This is a genomic window from Acerihabitans arboris (genome assembly GCF_010131535.1).
GTDB classification, from domain to species: domain Bacteria; phylum Pseudomonadota; class Gammaproteobacteria; order Enterobacterales; family Enterobacteriaceae; genus Acerihabitans; species Acerihabitans arboris.
Window position 1 is genome coordinate 60,631 of record NZ_WUBS01000002.1, and the last position, 18,518, is coordinate 79,148.

The 18,518-nt window shown below is 60.2% G+C and carries 21 protein-coding genes; 11 read left to right on the plus strand and 10 right to left on the minus strand.

The features are described 5' to 3' along the window. Window positions 1-15: 15 nt before the first annotated feature. Genes GRH90_RS02525 through GRH90_RS02550 form a run of 6 tightly spaced genes read left to right on the plus strand, consistent with a single transcriptional unit; the run spans window position 16 to window position 5,989 of the window. Entirely contained in the window at window positions 16-846 is an 831-nt protein-coding gene (locus GRH90_RS02525) for an ABC transporter permease (RefSeq protein WP_162364671.1), read from the plus strand. After that, window positions 846-1,607, plus strand: coding sequence for an ABC transporter ATP-binding protein (locus GRH90_RS02530; protein WP_162364331.1), 762 nt, complete (start codon window positions 846-848; stop codon window positions 1,605-1,607). The genes GRH90_RS02525 and GRH90_RS02530 overlap by 1 nt, the downstream gene beginning before the upstream one ends. A gap of 17 nt (window positions 1,608-1,624) precedes the next feature. Continuing rightward, window positions 1,625-2,953 (plus strand): histidinol dehydrogenase, encoded by a 1,329-nt coding sequence (hisD, locus tag GRH90_RS02535; protein ID WP_162364332.1) that lies wholly within the window; start codon window positions 1,625-1,627, stop codon window positions 2,951-2,953. After that, a complete protein-coding gene (locus GRH90_RS02540; protein WP_162364333.1) occupies window positions 2,946-4,241 on the plus strand; it encodes a hypothetical protein in 1,296 nt (431 codons plus the stop codon). Before hisD ends, GRH90_RS02540 begins: the two co-directional genes overlap by 8 nt. A gap of 2 nt (window positions 4,242-4,243) precedes the next feature. After that, complete coding sequence (locus GRH90_RS02545) at window positions 4,244-5,209, plus strand: zinc-dependent alcohol dehydrogenase (RefSeq protein ID WP_162364334.1); 966 nt, start codon at window positions 4,244-4,246, stop codon at window positions 5,207-5,209. Between the two features lie 12 nt (window positions 5,210-5,221). Further along, window positions 5,222-5,989, plus strand: a complete 768-nt coding sequence (locus GRH90_RS02550) for an SDR family NAD(P)-dependent oxidoreductase (RefSeq protein WP_162364335.1) — start codon at window positions 5,222-5,224, stop codon at window positions 5,987-5,989. Window positions 5,990-6,078: 89 nt separating this feature from the next. On the opposite strand, the gene GRH90_RS02555 is transcribed toward GRH90_RS02550, so the two are convergent. Beyond that, window positions 6,079-7,221 (minus strand): alpha-hydroxy acid oxidase, encoded by a 1,143-nt coding sequence (locus tag GRH90_RS02555; protein ID WP_162364336.1) that lies wholly within the window; start codon window positions 7,219-7,221, stop codon window positions 6,079-6,081. A 341-nt stretch (window positions 7,222-7,562) separates the two neighbouring features. On the opposite strand from GRH90_RS02555, the gene hutC reads away from it, so the two are divergent. Beyond that, on the plus strand, window positions 7,563-8,318 hold the full coding sequence (gene hutC, locus GRH90_RS02560; protein ID WP_162364337.1) for a histidine utilization transcriptional repressor HutC: 756 nt from the start codon (window positions 7,563-7,565) through the stop codon (window positions 8,316-8,318). On the opposite strand, the gene GRH90_RS02565 is transcribed toward hutC, so the two are convergent. Both GRH90_RS02565 and GRH90_RS02570 read right to left on the minus strand, forming a co-directional pair. Continuing rightward, window positions 8,309-8,446 (minus strand): hypothetical protein, encoded by a 138-nt coding sequence (locus GRH90_RS02565; protein ID WP_162364338.1) that lies wholly within the window; start codon window positions 8,444-8,446, stop codon window positions 8,309-8,311. The genes hutC and GRH90_RS02565 overlap by 10 nt on opposite strands. Window positions 8,447-8,492: 46 nt before the next feature. After that, window positions 8,493-9,281 (minus strand): SDR family NAD(P)-dependent oxidoreductase, encoded by a 789-nt coding sequence (locus GRH90_RS02570; RefSeq protein ID WP_162364339.1) that lies wholly within the window; start codon window positions 9,279-9,281, stop codon window positions 8,493-8,495. A gap of 140 nt (window positions 9,282-9,421) precedes the next feature. Between GRH90_RS02570 and GRH90_RS02575 the strand changes: the two genes are divergently transcribed. After that, the gene (locus GRH90_RS02575) at window positions 9,422-10,006 is read left to right on the plus strand and encodes a TetR family transcriptional regulator (protein WP_162364340.1); all 585 of its coding nucleotides are present in this window, start codon (window positions 9,422-9,424) and stop codon (window positions 10,004-10,006) included. A 285-nt stretch (window positions 10,007-10,291) separates the two neighbouring features. On the opposite strand, the gene GRH90_RS02580 is transcribed toward GRH90_RS02575, so the two are convergent. After that, window positions 10,292-11,041, minus strand: coding sequence for an SDR family NAD(P)-dependent oxidoreductase (locus tag GRH90_RS02580; RefSeq protein WP_162364341.1), 750 nt, complete (start codon window positions 11,039-11,041; stop codon window positions 10,292-10,294). Between the two features lie 159 nt (window positions 11,042-11,200). Here GRH90_RS02580 and GRH90_RS02585 point away from each other — a divergent pair, with 159 nt between their 5' ends. After that, window positions 11,201-12,091 carry a LysR family transcriptional regulator gene (locus GRH90_RS02585; protein ID WP_162364342.1) on the plus strand — a complete coding sequence of 297 codons (891 nt, stop codon included), beginning with the start codon at window positions 11,201-11,203 and terminating at the stop codon, window positions 12,089-12,091. 83 nt (window positions 12,092-12,174) lie between these two features. Here the strand turns inward: GRH90_RS02585 and GRH90_RS02590 are convergent, their stop codons facing one another. Both GRH90_RS02590 and GRH90_RS02595 read right to left on the minus strand, forming a co-directional pair. Beyond that, entirely contained in the window at window positions 12,175-12,405 is a 231-nt protein-coding gene (locus tag GRH90_RS02590; protein WP_162364343.1) for a non-oxidative hydroxyarylic acid decarboxylases subunit D, read from the minus strand. Window positions 12,406-12,430: 25 nt separating this feature from the next. Beyond that, complete coding sequence (locus GRH90_RS02595; protein ID WP_162364672.1) at window positions 12,431-13,858, minus strand: non-oxidative hydroxyarylic acid decarboxylases subunit C; 1,428 nt, start codon at window positions 13,856-13,858, stop codon at window positions 12,431-12,433. 211 nt (window positions 13,859-14,069) lie between these two features. Here GRH90_RS02595 and GRH90_RS02600 point away from each other — a divergent pair, with 211 nt between their 5' ends. Further along, complete coding sequence (locus GRH90_RS02600) at window positions 14,070-14,576, plus strand: MarR family winged helix-turn-helix transcriptional regulator (protein ID WP_376766053.1); 507 nt, start codon at window positions 14,070-14,072, stop codon at window positions 14,574-14,576. A 235-nt stretch (window positions 14,577-14,811) separates the two neighbouring features. Beyond that, window positions 14,812-15,306: a DUF1198 family protein gene (locus tag GRH90_RS02605; protein ID WP_162364344.1), complete on the plus strand. Its 495-nt coding sequence runs from the start codon at window positions 14,812-14,814 to the stop codon at window positions 15,304-15,306. Between the two features lie 70 nt (window positions 15,307-15,376). Here GRH90_RS02605 and map read toward each other — a convergent pair whose 3' ends face one another. The 4 genes from map to GRH90_RS02625 all read right to left on the minus strand — a co-directional run bounded on the left by map (window position 15,377) and on the right by GRH90_RS02625 (window position 18,514). Then, window positions 15,377-16,162 carry a type I methionyl aminopeptidase gene (gene map, locus GRH90_RS02610; protein WP_162364345.1) on the minus strand — a complete coding sequence of 262 codons (786 nt, stop codon included), beginning with the start codon at window positions 16,160-16,162 and terminating at the stop codon, window positions 15,377-15,379. Further along, the gene (locus GRH90_RS02615; protein ID WP_162364346.1) at window positions 16,159-16,404 is read right to left on the minus strand and encodes a ParD-like family protein; all 246 of its coding nucleotides are present in this window, start codon (window positions 16,402-16,404) and stop codon (window positions 16,159-16,161) included. The genes map and GRH90_RS02615 overlap by 4 nt, the downstream gene beginning before the upstream one ends. A gap of 167 nt (window positions 16,405-16,571) precedes the next feature. Then, on the minus strand, window positions 16,572-17,297 hold the full coding sequence (locus GRH90_RS02620) for a glycosyltransferase (RefSeq protein WP_162364347.1): 726 nt from the start codon (window positions 17,295-17,297) through the stop codon (window positions 16,572-16,574). 2 nt (window positions 17,298-17,299) lie between these two features. Next, window positions 17,300-18,514, minus strand: coding sequence for a glycosyltransferase (locus tag GRH90_RS02625; RefSeq protein ID WP_162364348.1), 1,215 nt, complete (start codon window positions 18,512-18,514; stop codon window positions 17,300-17,302). Window positions 18,515-18,518 lie beyond the last annotated feature (4 nt).

Consider the following 18,518-nt stretch of genomic DNA (forward strand, 5'->3'; position numbering starts at 1 on the left):
ATGAGTGTATCCAAAATGACGGTCGCGGCCCCTGCGCAGCGACCGCGAAAACGCCGGCTGGGCTTGCTGACCATTGGACGCGCGCCGACGCGTGGGCAATTTGTCGGTATTTCGGTCACGGTATTTGTCCTGCTGATCGCGGCATGGTGGGCGGCGACCCGCAGCGGCGCCATACCGGCGCTGTTTTTACCGGGCCTCGATCGGGTATGGCAACGCATGGTGGCGCTGGCGACGGAGGGAACCCTCGCCAGCGATATCAACAGCAGTCTGTACCGTATCGCCATCGCCTTTGCCATCTCTTCGGTGATGTCCATTGTCATCGGCGCCCTGGCCGGCTGTTACGGTCTGTTCAAGGCTATCGTCGAACCCCTGGTGGATTTTATCCGCTATATGCCGGTGGTGGCGTTTGTGCCGCTGACCATCCTGTGGAGCGGCACCGACGATTTCCAAAAATTCCTGGTCATCTGGATCGGCACTTTTTTCCAGCAGGTTTTAATGATGATCGATGCGGTTAAACGCGTGCCGTCCGATTTTGTCGGGCTGGGGCGCACGCTCGGCATGCCGGATCGCGCCATTATGCTGAAAATCGTGCTGCCCGCCGCCATGCCGGCTATCTGGGACGCATTGCGCATCAGCCTCGGCTGGGCCTGGACCTGGCTGGTGCTGGCGGAGCTGGTGGCCTCCACCTCCGGTTTGGGCTATCGCATCGTGGTATCGCAGCGCTATTTCCAGACCGATACCATTATCGGCTATATCCTGTTGCTGGGTTTCCTCGGCCTTATCACCGACCAGGTGATGCGTGCCGCGGAACAGGTGCTGTTTCGCTACCACCGGAGGCGCGGCTGATGGCGACATTATCGCTGCATCAATTGGAAAAAAGTTTTCCGCTGGGCAAGGGCCGTCATCGGGTGATCAAGGGTATCGACCTGACGCTGAACGACAATGAATTCGTGTCCATCGTCGGCTCCTCCGGCTGCGGTAAAAGCACCCTGTTATCCATTGCGGCCGGACTGGAGGAATTCGACGCCGGCGATGTCCGCGTCGACGGCCGCTCCATTACCGGCCCGGGGATAGACCGGGGCGTGGTGTTTCAGTCCTATACGCTGCTGCCCTGGCTGACCGCCCGCCAGAATATCGAGTTCGCCTTAAAGGCGGCGGGCACGCCCGGCCGGCAGTGCCGCGATATCGCCCAGCAGCATCTTGAACTGGTGAAGCTGGGCCAGTCCGGCGACAGCTGGCCGGGCGAGTTGTCCGGCGGCATGAAGCAGCGGGTGGCCATCGCCCGCGCGCTCTCCTATCGTCCGAAAATCCTGCTGATGGACGAGCCGTTCGGCGCGCTGGATGCGATGACCCGTCATCAAATGCAGCAATTGCTGATCGAAATCTGGGAAAAACATCGCCTGACCGTGATGTTCGTGACCCATGATATCGAGGAGGCGGTCTGGCTATCGGATCGGATCGTGGTGATGGGACAGGGCGTTATCGACGATGCCTTTGATGTCCGGCTCGCGCGGCCCCGTCACGAAGAGATGAACCGCGACCCGGAGTTTATCAATTTGCAGCATCTGGTGCTGGATCGCATCCGCCATCCGGCCGTGTCCGTCTAACTCAGGGAATTATTGCCATGTCCGTTATTTTTCACGACCTTTCCGATAGCGACGTATTACCGGACGCCTTGTTTAAACGCACTGAAACCGATCTGTCCTTTTTCAGCGAACGCGTCGCGCCCATTATCGACGCGGTAAAAAACGAAGGGGACGCCGCGCTGATCCGTTTTGCCCGCAGTTTCGACGCGGTAGCGCCGGAAACCTTCGCCCTGCGCGCCGAAGAGAGCGAGTTCGAGCAGGCTTTCGCGCGTATCGATCCGGAGGTGATTGCGGCCATCCGGTTTGCGGCGGGCAATATCCGCGCCTTTCATGAAGCGCAGAAACCGGAAGAGATGTGGCTCAAAGAGATGCAGCCCGGCGCCTTTGCCGGCGATCGCCATGTGCCTATCGATGCCGTCGCCTGTTACGTGCCGCGCGGCAAAGGGTCCTTTCCCAGCGTGCTGTTGATGACCACCATTCCCGCCATCGTTGCCGGCGTGCCCCGGCCGATAGTCATTACGCCGCCGGGGCCGGACGGCAAGGTGGACGACGCGACCCTGGTGGCCGCCCGTATCGTCGGCATCGGCGAAATCTATAAATGCGGCGGCGCCCAAGGTGTGGCGGCCGTGGCCTTCGGCACCGAAACCGTACCCAAATGCCTGAAGATTGTCGGCCCCGGCAGTCCGTGGGTGGTGGCCGCCAAGCGCCAGTTGACCCATCTTATCGACCCCGGCGTGCCCGCCGGTCCCAGCGAAAGTATTATTTTGGCCGACGACAACGCCAACGGCGCCCTGGCGGCGCTCGATCTGATTATCGAATCCGAGCACGGCCCCGATTCGTCCGCCTGGCTGGTGACCTCCAGCCGCCGCGTCGCCGAACAGGCGATAAATGTTCTGCCCGCGCTCTGGGGCCGGCTTGATGAGCAACGGGCCGACTTCTCGCGCCGGGTATTGTGCGGCGAGCACGGCGGAATCGTCCTGACCCGTGACTTTGCAACGGCCATCGCATTTGTGAATCGATACGCGCCCGAACATCTGGAGATCCTGGCCGACGAGCCGATGGCGGTGATGGCTAAAATCCGCAACGCGGGGGAAATTCTGCTCGGCGACCATACGCCGGTCACCCTGGGCAATTTTGTGTTGGGACCCAATGCGGTATTGCCCACCAACGGCGCGGCCAAAACCGCCGGCCCCCTATCGGTGTTCGATTATATGAAGCGGATTTCCATTGGTTATGTGACCGCCGCCGGCTATGACAACCTGGCCGTCAAGGCCAAGCGCTTTGCCGAATATGAAGGTTTTACCGGCCACGCGCTGGCGGTTTCCGAATTGAGGAAAAAATTCCTTCAAGGTGAGACCGATGTCTAAAGACCTTAAGGCGCCGTACGCCGCGCAGGCCAGGGCCATGGCCAAAGCCGGCGACTGGGCGGGCGCCGGTGACAGGCTCGGCCGGTTAATTGCCGACATCACCGCCACCCCGGTGCTGGGCTTGAAAATCAACCGCGATCGGTACAGCCTCAATTCCCTTAACGGCCAGGTGATGCTGGCGGACCACCGCACGCTGTTTTTCAAGTATCACCATGAAGATGGCGAAGATCAGACCATCGAGGAGTATTACCGCGCCGGACTGCTGCGCGACGCGGGTTTCCGGGTGGATGTGCCGCTCTATGCCTGCGGTGAGCCAGGCCGCCAAATCCTGCTGTATGCGCTGCGTAACGATAAGCGGCTGGCGGAGGTGTGCCACGATATCGAGGATCGCCGGGATTGGCGAAATATGGATGAGGTGGTGGGCGCGCAGCAACGGGCGGATCGGGCGCTTTGGACCTGCTGCCAACCGACATTGGTTCCGGGCAGCCGGGAAAGCGTGGTCAAGGAGCCGATTCACCAGCTGTTTTATCATCGGCTGGTGTCCGCGGGCGAGCCTGTCGGCTTAGGCGGGCGGGTGAAGCAATTTTACGTCGGTAAAACCTTTCAACTGGCGCAAGCACAGATCCCCTGGCGGGAGCTGAGCCGGCTGCAGTGGGAAATCAACGGCGTGGTTTACCCGCATACCCTCGAGCAACTGTTTCTGGAAGCCGGCGAGCGGCTGGAACCGGCGGCCCTGGCCGGACACGGCGCCATCACCGCCCATGGCGATGCGCATAATGCCAACGTCTGGTTCGATACCCGGGGCCGCCAACCTGAACTGGTGAGTTTTGATCCCGCGTTTGCCGGCAGCGCCATTCCGGCGCTACTGGCCGAGATCAAGGCCACCTTTCACAATATTTTCGCCCATCCCTGCTGGCTGTATGAGCCTGGACAGGCCGCGCGGTACTATCGGGTCGCGGTAATCCGCGATGGCGATCGGTTGAAAGTGACCCATAACTGGCAGCTTACGCCGCTGCGCCGGGCTTTTCTGGACAGTAAAGGAACCGGGTACTGGCAACCCCTGCTGGCAGAACTGAAACGACGGGGCTGGCTGCCGGCGCAATGGCAGCGCATCGTCAGGCTGGCGATGTTCTGTTGCCCGACCCTGGTGCTGGATCTGCGGGCCGGCGGCAACAGCGGGCATACCCCGGTCAGCTCGGCATTAGGCCTGGCGCTGGCGGTTATGTTGGGCAGCGGCGGCGAGGATGATTTCACCCGCTGGCTTAATGCGCTGGCGGCGGAGGCATAACCATGAAGGCGGTGAGATTATACGGTATCGGCGATATCCGTACCGAAGAGATTCCCTTGCCCCGCCCCGGCCCGCTTGAGGTCAGGCTGAAAGTGCTGGCGGCGGGCATCTGCGGCTCCGATGTGCATAACCTGCGAACCGGCCAATGGATATCCCGATCGCCCGCTACCCCGGGACATGAATTTTGCGCGGAGGTCCTGGAATGCGGTGACCACGTCAACGATTTCGTCCCTGGCGATCGGGTGGTGGCTGATTCCCGGGTGTGGTGCGGCCGCTGCCCGGCCTGTGAACGGGGCCACGTCAATTTATGCGACCAGTTGGGTTTTGTCGGCGAGGTCTGCGACGGGGGGTTTGCCGAGCAGGCGGTGCTTCCGTCCCGCAGCCTGATAAAAGTGCCGGCGGAGCTGCCGGCCGCCATTGCCGCGCTTAGCGAACCGCTGGGCGTCGCGCTGCGGGCGGTTAATCAGCTGTCGCCCGGGCCATCCGCTACCGTGCGGGTTACCGGCGGCGGCACCATCGGCGGGCTGGCGGCGCTGCTGCTGCATGCCGTCCACGGCTGCCGGGTCCAGCTGATCGAACCGAATGCGCGGCGCCATGATCTGATTGCGCGCATTGTCCCCCTGGCCGGGCCGGGCGAGTTCAGCCTGGCGATCGAAGCCACCGGGGTGGCCAGCGTGCTCAATTCGCTGGTCAATAGTATAACGCCGGGCGGACGTATCGCCTCGGTGGGTATTTTCCATGGCGACGTGACGCTGAACGTTAACCGACTGGTCGAGCGGGAACTGACGATGGTGGGCTGCAGCGTGTTTCGTGACGAGCAGCGCCAGGCCATTGGCTTATTACCCGGACTGATGGCATCGCTTATGACCATCAGCAGCCCGCCCATCGGCCTCGACGAGGTGCCGGCGGCGTTCGCCGCCCTACTGGCCGGCCACAGCCCTTTCCTGAAAATGCTGATCGTACCCTGAGCTGGAGATATCATGACGACCTTACCTTCCACCTTCTCCCTTGAGGGGAAAACCGCGCTGGTCACCGGCGCTTCCCGCGGTATCGGTTTTACCCTCGCCCTCGGGCTGGCGCAGGCCGGGGCAACGATAGTGGCCGCCGGACGCGACGCCGGTACCCTTGACGACGCCGTTAGCCAATTAAAGCGTTGGGATAACGGCGCCACCGGGCTGGTGCTGGATGTCAGCCGGGGGGAGAGTATTGTCCAGGCCTTCTCGCGGTTCGAGAACGCGCCGCTGGATATCCTGATTAATAACGCCGGGACCGAACAGGTCTGTCCCTCCCTCGAGGTGGACGAGGCCTTATGGCAGCGCATCGTGGATACCAATCTGAAAGGCGCGTTTTTCTGCGCCCAGGCGGCGGCGCGGCTGATGGTCCGCCGCCATGGCGGCGCCATGATTAATATTTGTTCCCTCACCAGCCGGGTCGGCGTGCCCGGCGCCGCGGCCTACGGCGCGTCGAAATCGGGACTGGTGGGATTGACCCATGCCCTGAGCACCGAATGGGCCAAACATGGCATCCGCGTCAACGGCGTGGGTCCGGGGTATTTCAGCACCGACCTGACCCGGGTATTTTACCAAGACCCGCAGTGGTGTGATGCGATGCTGGGCAAAATCCCGCTCGGCCGTTTCGGCGAACCGGATGATTTGATCGGCGCGGCGGTATTTCTCAGCTCCGATGCGGCGCGCTACATCACCGGCCAGGTCCTGTATGTCGACGGCGGTTACCTGGCGTCCGTCTGACGCCGCGGCCTGTGATGGCCAGTCGGCCTGCGTACGGGCGTATTGATCAAGGCCATCCGTTGGCCTTCCGCTCCCGCCCCCCGCCGGTATCAGCTTTCTCGCCGGCGGAGTAAATGCGGCCCCAGTTCGGCCGGGCTGCGGCAACCGAGCTGTGCCAGCGTACGATCGATTTCCTGCGTCAGCAAGGTTATCGCCTGTGCCACCCCGGCCTCGCCGGCCACGGCCACCGCATAGAGCATCGGCCGGCCGACCAGTACCGCGTTGGCTCCCAACGCCAGCGCTTTGACAATATCGGTGCCGCGCCGGATGCCGCCATCGATCAGGATCCTGGCAGCGGGACCGCACGCCAGCCTGATGTCGGGCAGTACCGTCAGCGGGCTGACGCTGCCGTCCAACTGGCGTCCGCCATGATTGGATAAAATCAGGCCGTCCGCCCCCATGGCCATTGCCGCCCGCGCATCCTCGACGGTCAGGATCCCCTTGACATAAAACCCGCCCTGCCATAACGACCTGATCCACGCCAGGGTTTGCCAATCGAGGGTATCATCCATCTGTTGGGCAAAATAGGTCGCCCCGCCGACTCCCCGCCGGAACTGCGGCGGCAGGTAGGGTTTTAGGTTGCCGAAGCCCGGCATGCCGCCGGGCACCAGCGTGCGCAAGACCCAGCCGGGATGCCGCGCCACGTTGAGATAGCTGCCCAGGGACAATTTCATCGGTTTACGGTAATGGCGTTTGTCCCGCTCGCGATTGCCGAAATGAACGGCGTCAACCGACACCACCAGGCTGGCGCACCCCACTTCCCTGGCGCGCCGCAGCAGGTCGACGGTCACACGGCGATCTTTCAATACGTACAGCTGAAACCAATGCGCCCCCTTACGGCCGGCCGGCATATCCTCCAGCGAGGCGGTGGAAACGGTGCTCTGTATATAGGAAATACCGGCGTGTCCGGCCGCTTGCGCCAGCATCTGATCCGCCCGGTAGCGTAACATCCCGTTGTAACCGGTAGGCGCAATCATAAACGGCGCGGCCAGCGTCGTATCACCCAATGTCACGGAGAGGTCCCGGACGCTGGCATCCTTGAGCACCGGCGCGACGAACTGCCAGCGGTCGAAGACCGCGCGGTTGTCCGCCAGGGTGCGCTCGTCGTCCGCCCCGCCGTCGACGTAATCAAAGGCAAAAGCCGGCAACGCGCGTTGGGCCATCCGGCGATAATCCTCCAGATTCAGCATCATCTCAGTACCTTTTTAATGCCTGAAGAAAGACCTGTACATTCGTCCCGGCCCCGATCCGCGCGCGGGACGTTTGACTAACGGGACATCCCGCGCCCGACGCGGCTTTTACTTGTATAGACAAGTAATGCAATGAATATGCCACTTTCCCCCATCGTTTTCATCAGGCGCTGACGTCAAGCACGGCCGGCCGGCGGGTAAAAAAACCGGCCGTGGGGCACCCTGACGGGGCAGCCCCCGCACCCGATTTGTGCAGACCTGTTTGTGCTATCACATGCTTGTATATACATCTGAAATTGTTATCATTACGCTAACGTTGATGTGGTGATACATGAGGTGGCGAGATGGCTGAGCCGACGAAGATGACGCAACTGGCCGAGTCGATGGGCGTGCAACCTGCGCCGATATACCAACGGGTAAAGCAGGCCATTATCAGCCAAATCAGCAGCGGCACCTGGAAACCTAACCAGCGCATTCCCTCTGAAAATCAATTGGTTGATAAACTGGGCGTAAGCCGCATGACCATCAGCCGGGCGTTACGGGAACTCGCCAGCGAAGGCTATCTTCTGCGGATGCAGGGTGTGGGTACCTACGTCGCCGAACTGAAAGTACATACCGCTATCATGGAAGTGCATAACATCTCTGACGAAATTGCCGGCCGGGGCCATAAGCACGCCAGTCGGGTGATAACGCTGGGCAGCGCGCCCGCGGACCCGGCACTGGCGGCCGAATTCGGCATGGATCCCGGGGAAAGCCTGTTTCATTCCCTGATCGTGCATTATGAAAACGCCATCCCGGTACAGTTGGAGGAACGCTGGGTAAATCCGGTGATGGCCCCGGATTATCTGTTGCAGGATTACGAAAAACAGACGCCCTACATCTATCTGAATCAGGCTTCACCGCTCACGTCCGGCGAGCATATCATCGAAGCCGTTTCACCCACGTCCGCGCAATGCAAACTGTTATCCATCAAGAAAAGCGATCCCTGCCTGCTTATCAGCCGCCATACCCGACACCAGACAACACTGGTCACCTACACCAAGCTACTTTATCCCGGCGCGCGCCATCAGCTACATGGCAGTTTTATCCGTCATGGCTGATCAATCCCGCCGCAGCAAGTTTCCCCGGCCGCGCCCAGCGCGTTCGCCACGCCGCTGAGGATGAATGCCGCGACGCTCAATCCCCGCCAGGACGCGTGGACCGTTTTCAAGACGACGGCAATCGCCATGGGATGAGCCTGATGTCATCTCTTCCCCCGGTATTCTGCCGTCGCTTCAGTTGGTTGTCCGATAACGCTCCGCGGCATGCGCCTGCCGGAGATCCGAAAGCAGGCCTTGCCGCGCGGCCTCGAGGGCGTCCCAGCGGGCGGCGACGTGCAGCGGCGGAATGGTCACGGGTTCGCGACGATCGAAACCGACCAGCGCCGCATCGACCAGTTCGCCCACGTCCATCACCTCGGGCAGCGTATTGACGTCGATGCCGGCACGCTCCCAGATCTCGGTGCGGGTCGCCGCCGGCAGTACCGCCTGTACATAAACGCCCTTTGGCGAGAGCTCCAGGCTCAGGCCCTGGGAAAGGAACAGCACGAATGCCTTGGTCGCGCCATAAACCGACATGCCGAACTCAGGCGCCAGCCCGACCACCGAGCCGATATTGACGATCGCGCCTTCGCCGGCCTGGACAAGCCGTGGCGCGACGGCGCTGGCGAGTCGGACCAGCGCGGTGGTGTTAAGCGCGACGAGCCGCCCGACAGCTTCCGGCGTCTGCTCGATAAAGCTGCCGGACTGGGCGACCCCGGCATTGTTGACGAGGATGCCGATTTTGACGTCATCGCGCAGGCGAGCCCCGATAGCGGCCAGGTCGCCGGGCTGGGTCAGGTCGGCCCGGACGACGTCGACGGCAACGTTGTTTTCCTGGCGCAAGCGGGCCGCCAGCGTCTCCAGTCGCGCCTGGTCGCGGGCAACCAGCACGAGGTCGTGGCCGCGGCGCGCGAAGCGCTCGGCGTAGGTGGCGCCGATGCCGGAGGACGCGCCGGTGATAAGAACCGAGGAATGACTGGTCATGTGTTTACGCTCTTGTATTGATAACCTTGACGGATCATTATGATGATGATTGTAATCTAAACCGTCAAGTACTTTGATGATGATCAACATCAATGTATAATTTATTTTTAAATATGAGTTGGGATGAGAGGCGCGCTGAAATGAGGGTCACCAAGGCACAGGCACGGGAAAATCGGACGCATATCGTGGAGACGGCCTCCAGGCTGTTCCGGGAACGCGGCTACGATGGCGTGGGCGTGGCGGAGCTGATGGCGGCGGCCGGCTTTACCCATGGCGGATTCTACAAGCACTTTGGATCCAAGGCCGACCTGATGGCTGAGGCCGCGGCGAGCGGGCTTTCGCGCAGCGCGGTGAAGACCGGCGGTCTAGACATCGCCAAGTTCGTCGAAGACTACGTGTCCCGGGAGCACCGCGACGCCCGTGGCGACGGCTGCACGATGGCCGCGCTGTGCGGGGATGCCGCACGTCAGCCGGAACCTATCAAGGCCACATTTGCGGCCGGGATCGAGAGCCTGCTGGCGGCCCTTGAAAGCGAAGGCATGACGTCGGGCGGTGAAGAGCAGCGCGGGGCGCGAGCCAAGATGATCGACGTGCTCGCCCATTCGATCGGCGCTATCCTGCTGTCGCGGGCCTGCCCGGACGACTCCCCGCTCGCGGATGAAATCCTCGAGGTTTGCCGCGCTGAAATTCTTGCGCCGCTGTCACCGCCAGAGGCCGCCCGCTAACGGCAAAACTTCATGGAGGACATTCTAGCCGGGTCAAGACGCCGTGCCCTGGCGCAAAACGTCCACGACCTGTCCGCAGCGCGCTGTTCGGTCCCGTCAATATGGCGGTGCTTTTCGGCGTCTTGATGCTCGCGCACCAGATTGTTTTTTTGGCGCATACCTGGGCGGCCAGGGTTGCCAACTCACCGGTGGCTACGACCGGGTCTGGCCGGATACGCCAATCCCGATAGGCTCATGGCTAACGATATCGCCATGGATAGGCACCGGCAACCCGCTCCACGGGCGTCAGACCTGGCCGACGCCGCCATCGTTCATCAGGTCCGCGCCCGTCATGTAGGAACTCTGATCGGACGCCAGGAAGAGCGCCGCGCTGGCAATTTCCCCGGCCCGGGCCAGCCGGCCGATCGGGATCATGCTCAGATACATGTTCACCAGGGCCTCGCGTTCTTCAGGGGTTGACGACTGGCTGTCAAGAATCGGGGTATCGGTTACGCCAGGGCTGAGCGTGTTGACCCGGATGCCGCGATCCTTGAATTCCGCCGCCCAGGTACGGGCATAGGAGCGCAGCGCCGCTTTGGTCGCCGCGTAGGTGGTATGGCCGGGAATCCCCATGACGTGCATGGCCGACGAGACCAATATGATCGATCCGCCCCCGGTCATCAGCGGCAGCAGCTTCTGCACCAGGAAGACGGGACCGCGGGCGTTAAGGTTGAATGTCTTGTCGAAGTGCTCAGGCGTGAGGGCGCCGATCGAAACCTGCTCCACCAAGGCCGCGTTCGACACGATGATGTCGACGACCCCTTTTTCGGCCTTTACCGCCGCAGCGACGCGGTCAAGGTCCTCGAGGCTGGCGGCATCCGCCCGGATGGCGGTAGCGTTTTGTCCGATCAGCCTGGCGGCCTCGTCGAGCTGGGCTTGCCGGCGGCCGAAGATGAAAACGTGAGCGCCTTCCGCGACAAAACGCTGGGCGATCGCCAAGCCGATGCCGCTCGTTCCGCCGCTGATGACGGCAACCTTACCTGCGAGAATGGACATAAAACCTTCCGTTGGGTCATAAATGATGGAAGGATTGTAATTGCTATGACCAGGCATGATAATCAGCGTTTTTCCCCTAAGATCTATTCTTAATAAGAATAGATCTTAGCGCCGGCCCCGCCGCCGATGTCCACCAAATTTATGCTTCAGGGGAATGCAATGGATCGATTTCACGAATTGAACGCCTTTATCGCCGTCGTTGAAGCGGGCGGTTTTTCCGCCGCGGCGCGTATAACCGGCGATTCGCAGTCCGCCGTCAGCAAGGCCATCGGCGCGCTGGAGAAGCGCCTCGGCGTGGTGTTGTTTAACCGAAGCACACGCAGCGTGACCCTGACGGATCAGGGGCAGAGGTACTATGATCGGACTAAGCCGCTGGTTGACGAAATGGATGAAGCCGACGGCGAATTGACCAGCAGCACGTTTAATGCCTCGGGGCTGATTAGGATCGCCGCCGCCTCTACCTTCGGTCGCCTTCACATTCTTCCGCTTATACCCGATCTGTTGTCACAAAATCCAGGCCTTCAGGTAGACCTTGTCCTTTCGGACTTCGTGCGGGGCATGGTGGAAGACAGGATAGATCTGGCGGTCCGGGTGGGGGCCGTCAATGAACTTGACGCGATTGTCCGGCGCGTGGCCGGCACTCCCCTGGTATGCGTGGGATCCCGTCGCTACTTCGCGCTACGCGGCATACCCAAAACCCCCACCGATCTGGTTGATCACAATTGCCTGGTATATAGCGGCATGACAAAGTCGGCGAATTGGTCTTTTACCGGACCAGGAGGCCGGTTCAGCGTGTCCGTCCGCGGAAATCTTTCCTCCAACAGCGTCGAAACCATCCGGGCCGGTGTCCTGGCCGGCGTTGGCATCGGCCTGTTTACCAAGGCCTCTCTTGCCGGGGAACTCCGGCATCCGGACGTGATCAGCGTTCTGGACGAATTTGTCAGCGACGTCAGGGACGTAAGCCTTATCTGGCCGCAACGTCGTTACGTACCGGCGCGGGTACGGCGTGCGACTGATTTTTTTGCTGCGGCCCTCCCGCAGCATATTTAGGCCAAGGGCGTCAATCGGCGCACCGGCCGACCCCCTATTCCATACCCTTACCCGGATGTACCAAATAAGGGTATGTTTTGCCCTTATTTTGCTTTCTGCAGGTCCGGTACGGGCGGTATTGCCTCGGCATGATCAAGGCTTTCGGCATCCAGGCGGAACGCATCCGGATAGTGCCGGGGATCGGAACGACGCGGCGGCTCGGTCGAGCGCCAGGTGTACAGGCATTGCCCGCACTGGAACACAGTCCACACGTCCTTGACCGGGCTTTCAAACAAAACACCCACGCCGGGATGCTTGCAACGAGGACAAATCATCTTATATTCCTTTTTCTGTATCAGCTTAACGGCTCCGCGACATCAACTGGTTCAACCGGTCGATCCACTGGCTCGTCTCGGGCAGATCGCGCACCGGCAGGCCGTAATTGCCGCGGGTATCCGGAGCAACGGGGGTCGTGGCGTCAATGACCAGCTTGTCGGTTACTCCCGCGGGCGATGATCCGGGGTCCAGCGCGACAACCGACATATTGGGCAGTTGCACTAAATCACCCGCGGGGTTCACCTTGGTGGACAAGGCCCACATGACCTGGGGGAGGTTGAATGGATCGACGTCCTCATCCACCACGATCGCCATTTTCACGTAGCCCAGTCCATGGGGCGTCGTCATGGCGCGCAGCCCCACCGCTTTCGCGAATCCGCCATAACGTTTCTTGGTCGAAATGATCGCCAGCAGGCCATGGGTGTACATGGCATTGACGGCCTGCACCTCGGGAAAATCAGCCTTGAGCTGCTTGTAAAGCGGCACACAGGTTGCCGGACCGATGAGGTAGTCCACCTCGGTCCAGGGCATGCCGAGATACAGGGACTCGAAGACCGGATGTGTTCTGTAGGACACCCGGTCGATCCTTATCACCGGCATTCTGTGTCCACCCGAATAATTTCCCGTGAACTCGCCGAACGGGCCCTCGAGTTCCCGCTTGCGGCTTTCGATCGCCCCTTCGATAACCACCTCGGAACCCCACGGGACATCGAAACCGGTCAGCGGGGCCGTCGCTACCGGATATGGCGCCTGCCGAAGCGCCCCCGCCATCTCGTATTCCGACTGGTCATAGCGCAGAGGCGTCGACGCCATGAGCGTGATGATCGGATCGTTGCCAAGGGTGATGGCGATTGGCAGGTCCTCGCCTCGTTCCTCCGCCGCCTTGAGATGGATGGCGATATCGTGGACCGGCACGGGCTGGATCGCGAGACGGCGCTTGCCCTTGACCTGCATGCGATAGATGCCGACATTTTGCTTGTCGAAATTATCCGGATCGTTCGGATCCCGCGAAACCACGGCGGCCTTGTCCAGATAGAAACCGCCGTCGCCATCGTTGAGGCGGAACAGCGGCAGTATGTCGAAGAGATTGATGTCTTCGCCCTCGACGCTGTTTTCCCGCCATGGCGGATTTTCACGCCGCTCCACGGTTACGGGGAACGCGTCCCAGCGCCGGATAAACTCCGCAACCTGATCTTTGGTGGAGGTACCGGCCGCCATTCCCAAGGCGATAGCGTGGTTGGGCCACGACCCCAAGGTATTGAGCGCAACCCTGGCATCGATAAAACCCGCGATATTATCAAAATACAATGCCGGCGCTCTTTCCCCGATCCGGCCGGCCGCGTTGGCAGCCGCGGCCAGGTCCGGCTCGGCCTGGACCTGGTCTTTGACATGCAGCAGTTGGCCATGTTCATCAAGCGCCTGCAGGAACTGGCGCAAATCGTCGAATATCATGTTGAATCCCGTTTCCAGTGTGAAGAGGCTCGTCGACTCGCCTGCCCTTATGAACGAGGATAAGTCGTTGATGAAAGACAGGATAAAGCTCATGGTTCGTATACGACCTATATATCCGGGCGAACGGTCTTAAGCCCGGGCTTGTTGGAAAAGTTTATTTAGTTCGCATACGAACGTCAAGCCCGCCGGGCATCATTTCCGGGATTTGCTTGTGCCGGCCAAACGCAGCAGCGATACTATCCAACCCGCCGAACGAGCCGGAACGGGGGAAATACTGGATAGGATAAAGTGGATGTTCGACAAAACCTTATTTCACCTCATGCGCGTCGTCCTGCAGGAGCATACCGCCCGCTGGGGCGCGCTGATGCCCGATCTCACCAAACCGCAATATGCGGTCCTGGAAGCGCTAGCCACCTCGCCGGAAGGACTGGATCAAGCCACGCTCGGGCAGGCGAGCGCCACCACCAAGGCGACCCTGGCGGAAATGCTGGGACGCATGGAAGCACGGCAGCTGATCGTTCGGCGCACGGATGCCACCGATAGCCGCCGCCGCCTCATCCGGCTCACTGAACAAGGCCGTGATATCCTAAGCATTGCCCGGCCCGTGGCCGAACAGGTCTCGAACAGCATATTGCAGACGCTATCCACCGATGAGCGTGAGGCCCTGGTGCAAACGCTGGCAAAGATGCGACATGGCATCCACGCGAAGGATACCTAGCGTGGCCCTGCGGGTACGGCGCATCGACCGCAGCCATCTCCAGGTTGGGCAGATTCCGGCGGACAGGGCCGTTGGCTGACATGCCTTGCCATACAGGATGGCCGCGCGTCTCCGGCAACGCCTGTCGCATAGTATGCGTTACGCATCAGTATGATAAATATCTCATCCCCTACTCTCCTGTTTTCTCTACAGTGGTTTATTTTTATGATAGGCATGATTTTTTTAAGGGCGCCTCATGATCTGGCTAATACTGGCGACAATGGTTGTCGTTTTTCTTATCGGTTTTCGGATATTGAATTCTGACGCTCGCCGAGCGTCACAGGCGCTGACCAGGCGGCTGAATATTGAGCCGCTGTATGTGGAGTCCATGCTCAGCCAAATGGGGAAAATCCCTGGCGGCGAATTCGTCAACTATTTGCTGCATGACAGTGAATCACATCTTGGCAACGCGGCGGGCGTGCTGCTTATCTACCAAACCCTTATTGTCGATGACGCCGAGGAGAGTTTGGTATTCTGGCACTCGGTGCTGCGTAAAGCGCGGCTGCCCACCGAGCTGACGCATAAACATGTGCGTTTGGCGCTCGCATTTTTGCGTGAGCTGGAACCTGAAGCCGATGAGCTCGCCGCTTATCGGCAGCGTTATAACGCGCTGTTTGCCAGCGCCCCCAACGCGGACCCCGCGGTCAACGGCAATGTGTACTATTTGGACGGCTTAGCCCCGAAGAATTGAGTCCTGGATCCGTTGCCTAGGGTTTTGACCCGCCTGGATGTTGATAGCCGCCCCGGGGCGGATGCCGCCATCAGACCGCTACGTATTCGCCGGTGCCCTCGGGCCAGGGTGTCAGTAAATCGTAGCCGGACTCCGTAACCGCAATGGTGTGTTCCCATTGCGCGGAAAGGGAACGGTCCTTGGTCACCACGGTCCAGCCATCGGAAAGCACGCTGGTCGCGGCTCTCCCGGCATTGATCATAGGCTCGATGGTGAAAATCATGCCCGGTTTCAGGACCAGGCCGGCTCCGGGTACGCCATAGTGCAGCACCTGCGGCTCCGTGTGATAATCCTGGCCAACGCCGTGGCCGCAGTAATCCCTGACGACTGAAAATCCCGCGTCTTCCGCTAACTGCTGTATGGCGGCGCCGACATCGCCGAGCGTTGCGCCCGGGCGTACCCGCTTAATGCCGGCAATCATCGACTCATAGGTAATATCGACCAGACGCCGTGCCCGAACAGACGGCTCACCGACAAAATACATCCTGCTGGTGTCGCCATACCAGCCATCTTTCACCACCGCCACGTCGATATTTACGATATCGCCGTTTTTGAGTCTCTTTGCCGACGGGATCCCATGGCAAACCACGTGATTCACCGACGTGCAGACCGTGCGGGTATAGCCGTGATAGCCGATGTTGGCGGGAATGACCTTCAGTTCGCTAATAATGTAATCGCGGCAAATGCGGTCAATTTCATCCGTGGTGATACCGGCGCGAACGTAGGGCTTTATGATTTCGAGCACTTCAGCCGCCGCATGACCGGCCGAGCGGGCCATTTCAATGTCGTTCAGGGAATGAAGTTTTACCACGGTCATTGTCCTTCCCGCTGCAGGTTGGCCGGTTCATCATCAAGCAGCCTGGCAATATCGATGCCGCCTTGCAGCTCTGCCTGAACAAGTGCCCGGGTCAGTTCCTGATGATTCAGCTGCGGGTATAGCTCTGCGAGCATACCTATTTTAAGCCAGTGTTCAGCCTGGGCGTTTATTGAACGGCTCATTGCGATACTGGTGATGCGCAGATTCCCATGCATCAAATCCGAGATTTTGACGATACCCATACCATGCCTTCATGCCATCTCTATATGAAACGTATATGGTTCATATAATCGCATATGTAATGCATGAAACACAATGGAAATTAGCCGCCACATAAACCATCAATGGACTGGCCTGCCCCAGGGCGGTGGTGATATTTTGTCCTCAACGCATCGACCCCCGATCGGCCCTAGCGAATATCCCGATATTCGGAGGTTGCGGGCTTTTTGCGGATCGCTTCGGACATAAAGTTTAAGACATAACACACCGCGGTGGGAATAAAACCTTCTTCTTTCAGGCGACGCGCCGACGTGTCCATCACCAAACCCAGGTCGAATTGTACCCGGCCCTCGCCGGCAAGACGCCGGGCGATATTGGTATCTTCGCCATAAAATGCAATAGACGTATCAAATCCGCCAATGCGCAACAAGGCCTGTTTACTGGCGGCGAAATTACCGCCTACCGCCATATAGCGGGTGAGCCAATAGGTCGGTTTAGCCAGCGCCAGCCAGTAGAGTTTTACCAGGAAACTTTTAATCCCCGACAAATCGAAATAACGGTACGGACCGCTGACACAAACCAAATCTTTTCTTTTCGCATAGGCATCCAGCACTTTGCCAGGCCAGCCGGCCGGCATACGCGTATCGGCGTCGATAAAGGCCAGAATGTCGCCGGAAGCCGACTCCAGCCCCTTCTGGCGGGCACGGGTCAGTCCTTTTATCGGTTCGTAAACTACCCGTACATTCTCAAATCCGGACGCGATCGCCGAAGTCCGGTCGGTGCTGGCATTATTGACGACGATAATTTCAAACTCTCCGGGTTTTGCATGCGCCGTCAGCTCTTTGATCGCATATTGCAGGCAGGTCGCAAGATACAGCTCTTCGTTATAAGCAGGAATTATCAAACTGAGCTTCATAATTATGCTCCTGAAATGCGCGACATTGCCTCGGGCATGGCCAGACCGATCTGGGCATAAATCTCTTCCCAACGGCTTGTCACGGTAGTGATGGAAAAATGCCTGGTCTTCCGGACGGCATGCTCACCCATTTGTCTGCGCAACGCCGGCGAGCGTAACAAGTGCGTCAGCCTGCCGGCAAAATCCTCATGATCTCCCGGCTGCGCCAGGAACCCCGAGCGCGCGTCGATGTATTCCGGCAACGCGCGCCAGCGCGCCCCTACCACAGGCAACCCCGCGCTCATCGCCTGGATCAATACCATGCTTTGCGTTTCAGACGTGCTGGCGATAGCGAAGACGTCCGCCGCGTGAAAAACGTCCGCCAGCGCGGCTTTATCCAGGGTGCCGAGAAATCTGACGCGTTCCCCGACGCCCAGCGCGCGCGCCAGCTGCTCCAGGCGATGACGCGCGGACCCATGGCCCGCCAGCGCCAGCATCACATCAGGTACCTGCCTTGCGATAAGCGGCAGAGCGCGAATCAAGACATCAATCTTTTTCTCGTCCGCCAGCCGGCCGGCGTAAACAATGGTTGAACGACTGAAGCCGTGGGATTGCTTGAGCGCTTCGCGGCGAGCATCCGACACCGGGCGGAACTGGGCGGTATCGATCGGATTGGATACCACGCAATGGGGACGGCGCAGCCCAAACGCGCACATTTCGTCAATCACGGAATGAGAAGGACCGGTCACCATCGCGCAGCGATTGTAGTAGCGGGTGACGGCATGGACGCTGACTTTCCTGAAAAAATTGGCCGAAAACGGCGTATAGCCGGCAAACTCCCCGATAGCCCAGTGATTGGTGCCGACCACCGGCACATCAAGATGGCGTGCCGCGCTCAGCGCCTCCCGGCCCGCGCCGAGAAAGGTATGGGTGTGGATAATATCCGGCGCGAAAGGCAATAACTGGCGCCAGCGCCGCCCGGTAGGCACCACCAGACGGGACTGCCCGGTCGAACTGGGCACCGGTAGCGAAAACAGCCGCCGGATCTCCACATTTTCCCCGGCATCGACTTCATGCCCGGGGACGCCGGCAAGTTTAAAGTCATGGCGGGTAGCGCGCGGCGCGAAAACAACCACCTGATGACCGCGTTTGCCAAGTTCCCGGCATCCGGACAATACCGAATCCTGGATCCCTCCTAACTCAGGGTAAAAACTGTCGGTAAAAACGGCAATACGCATGCGA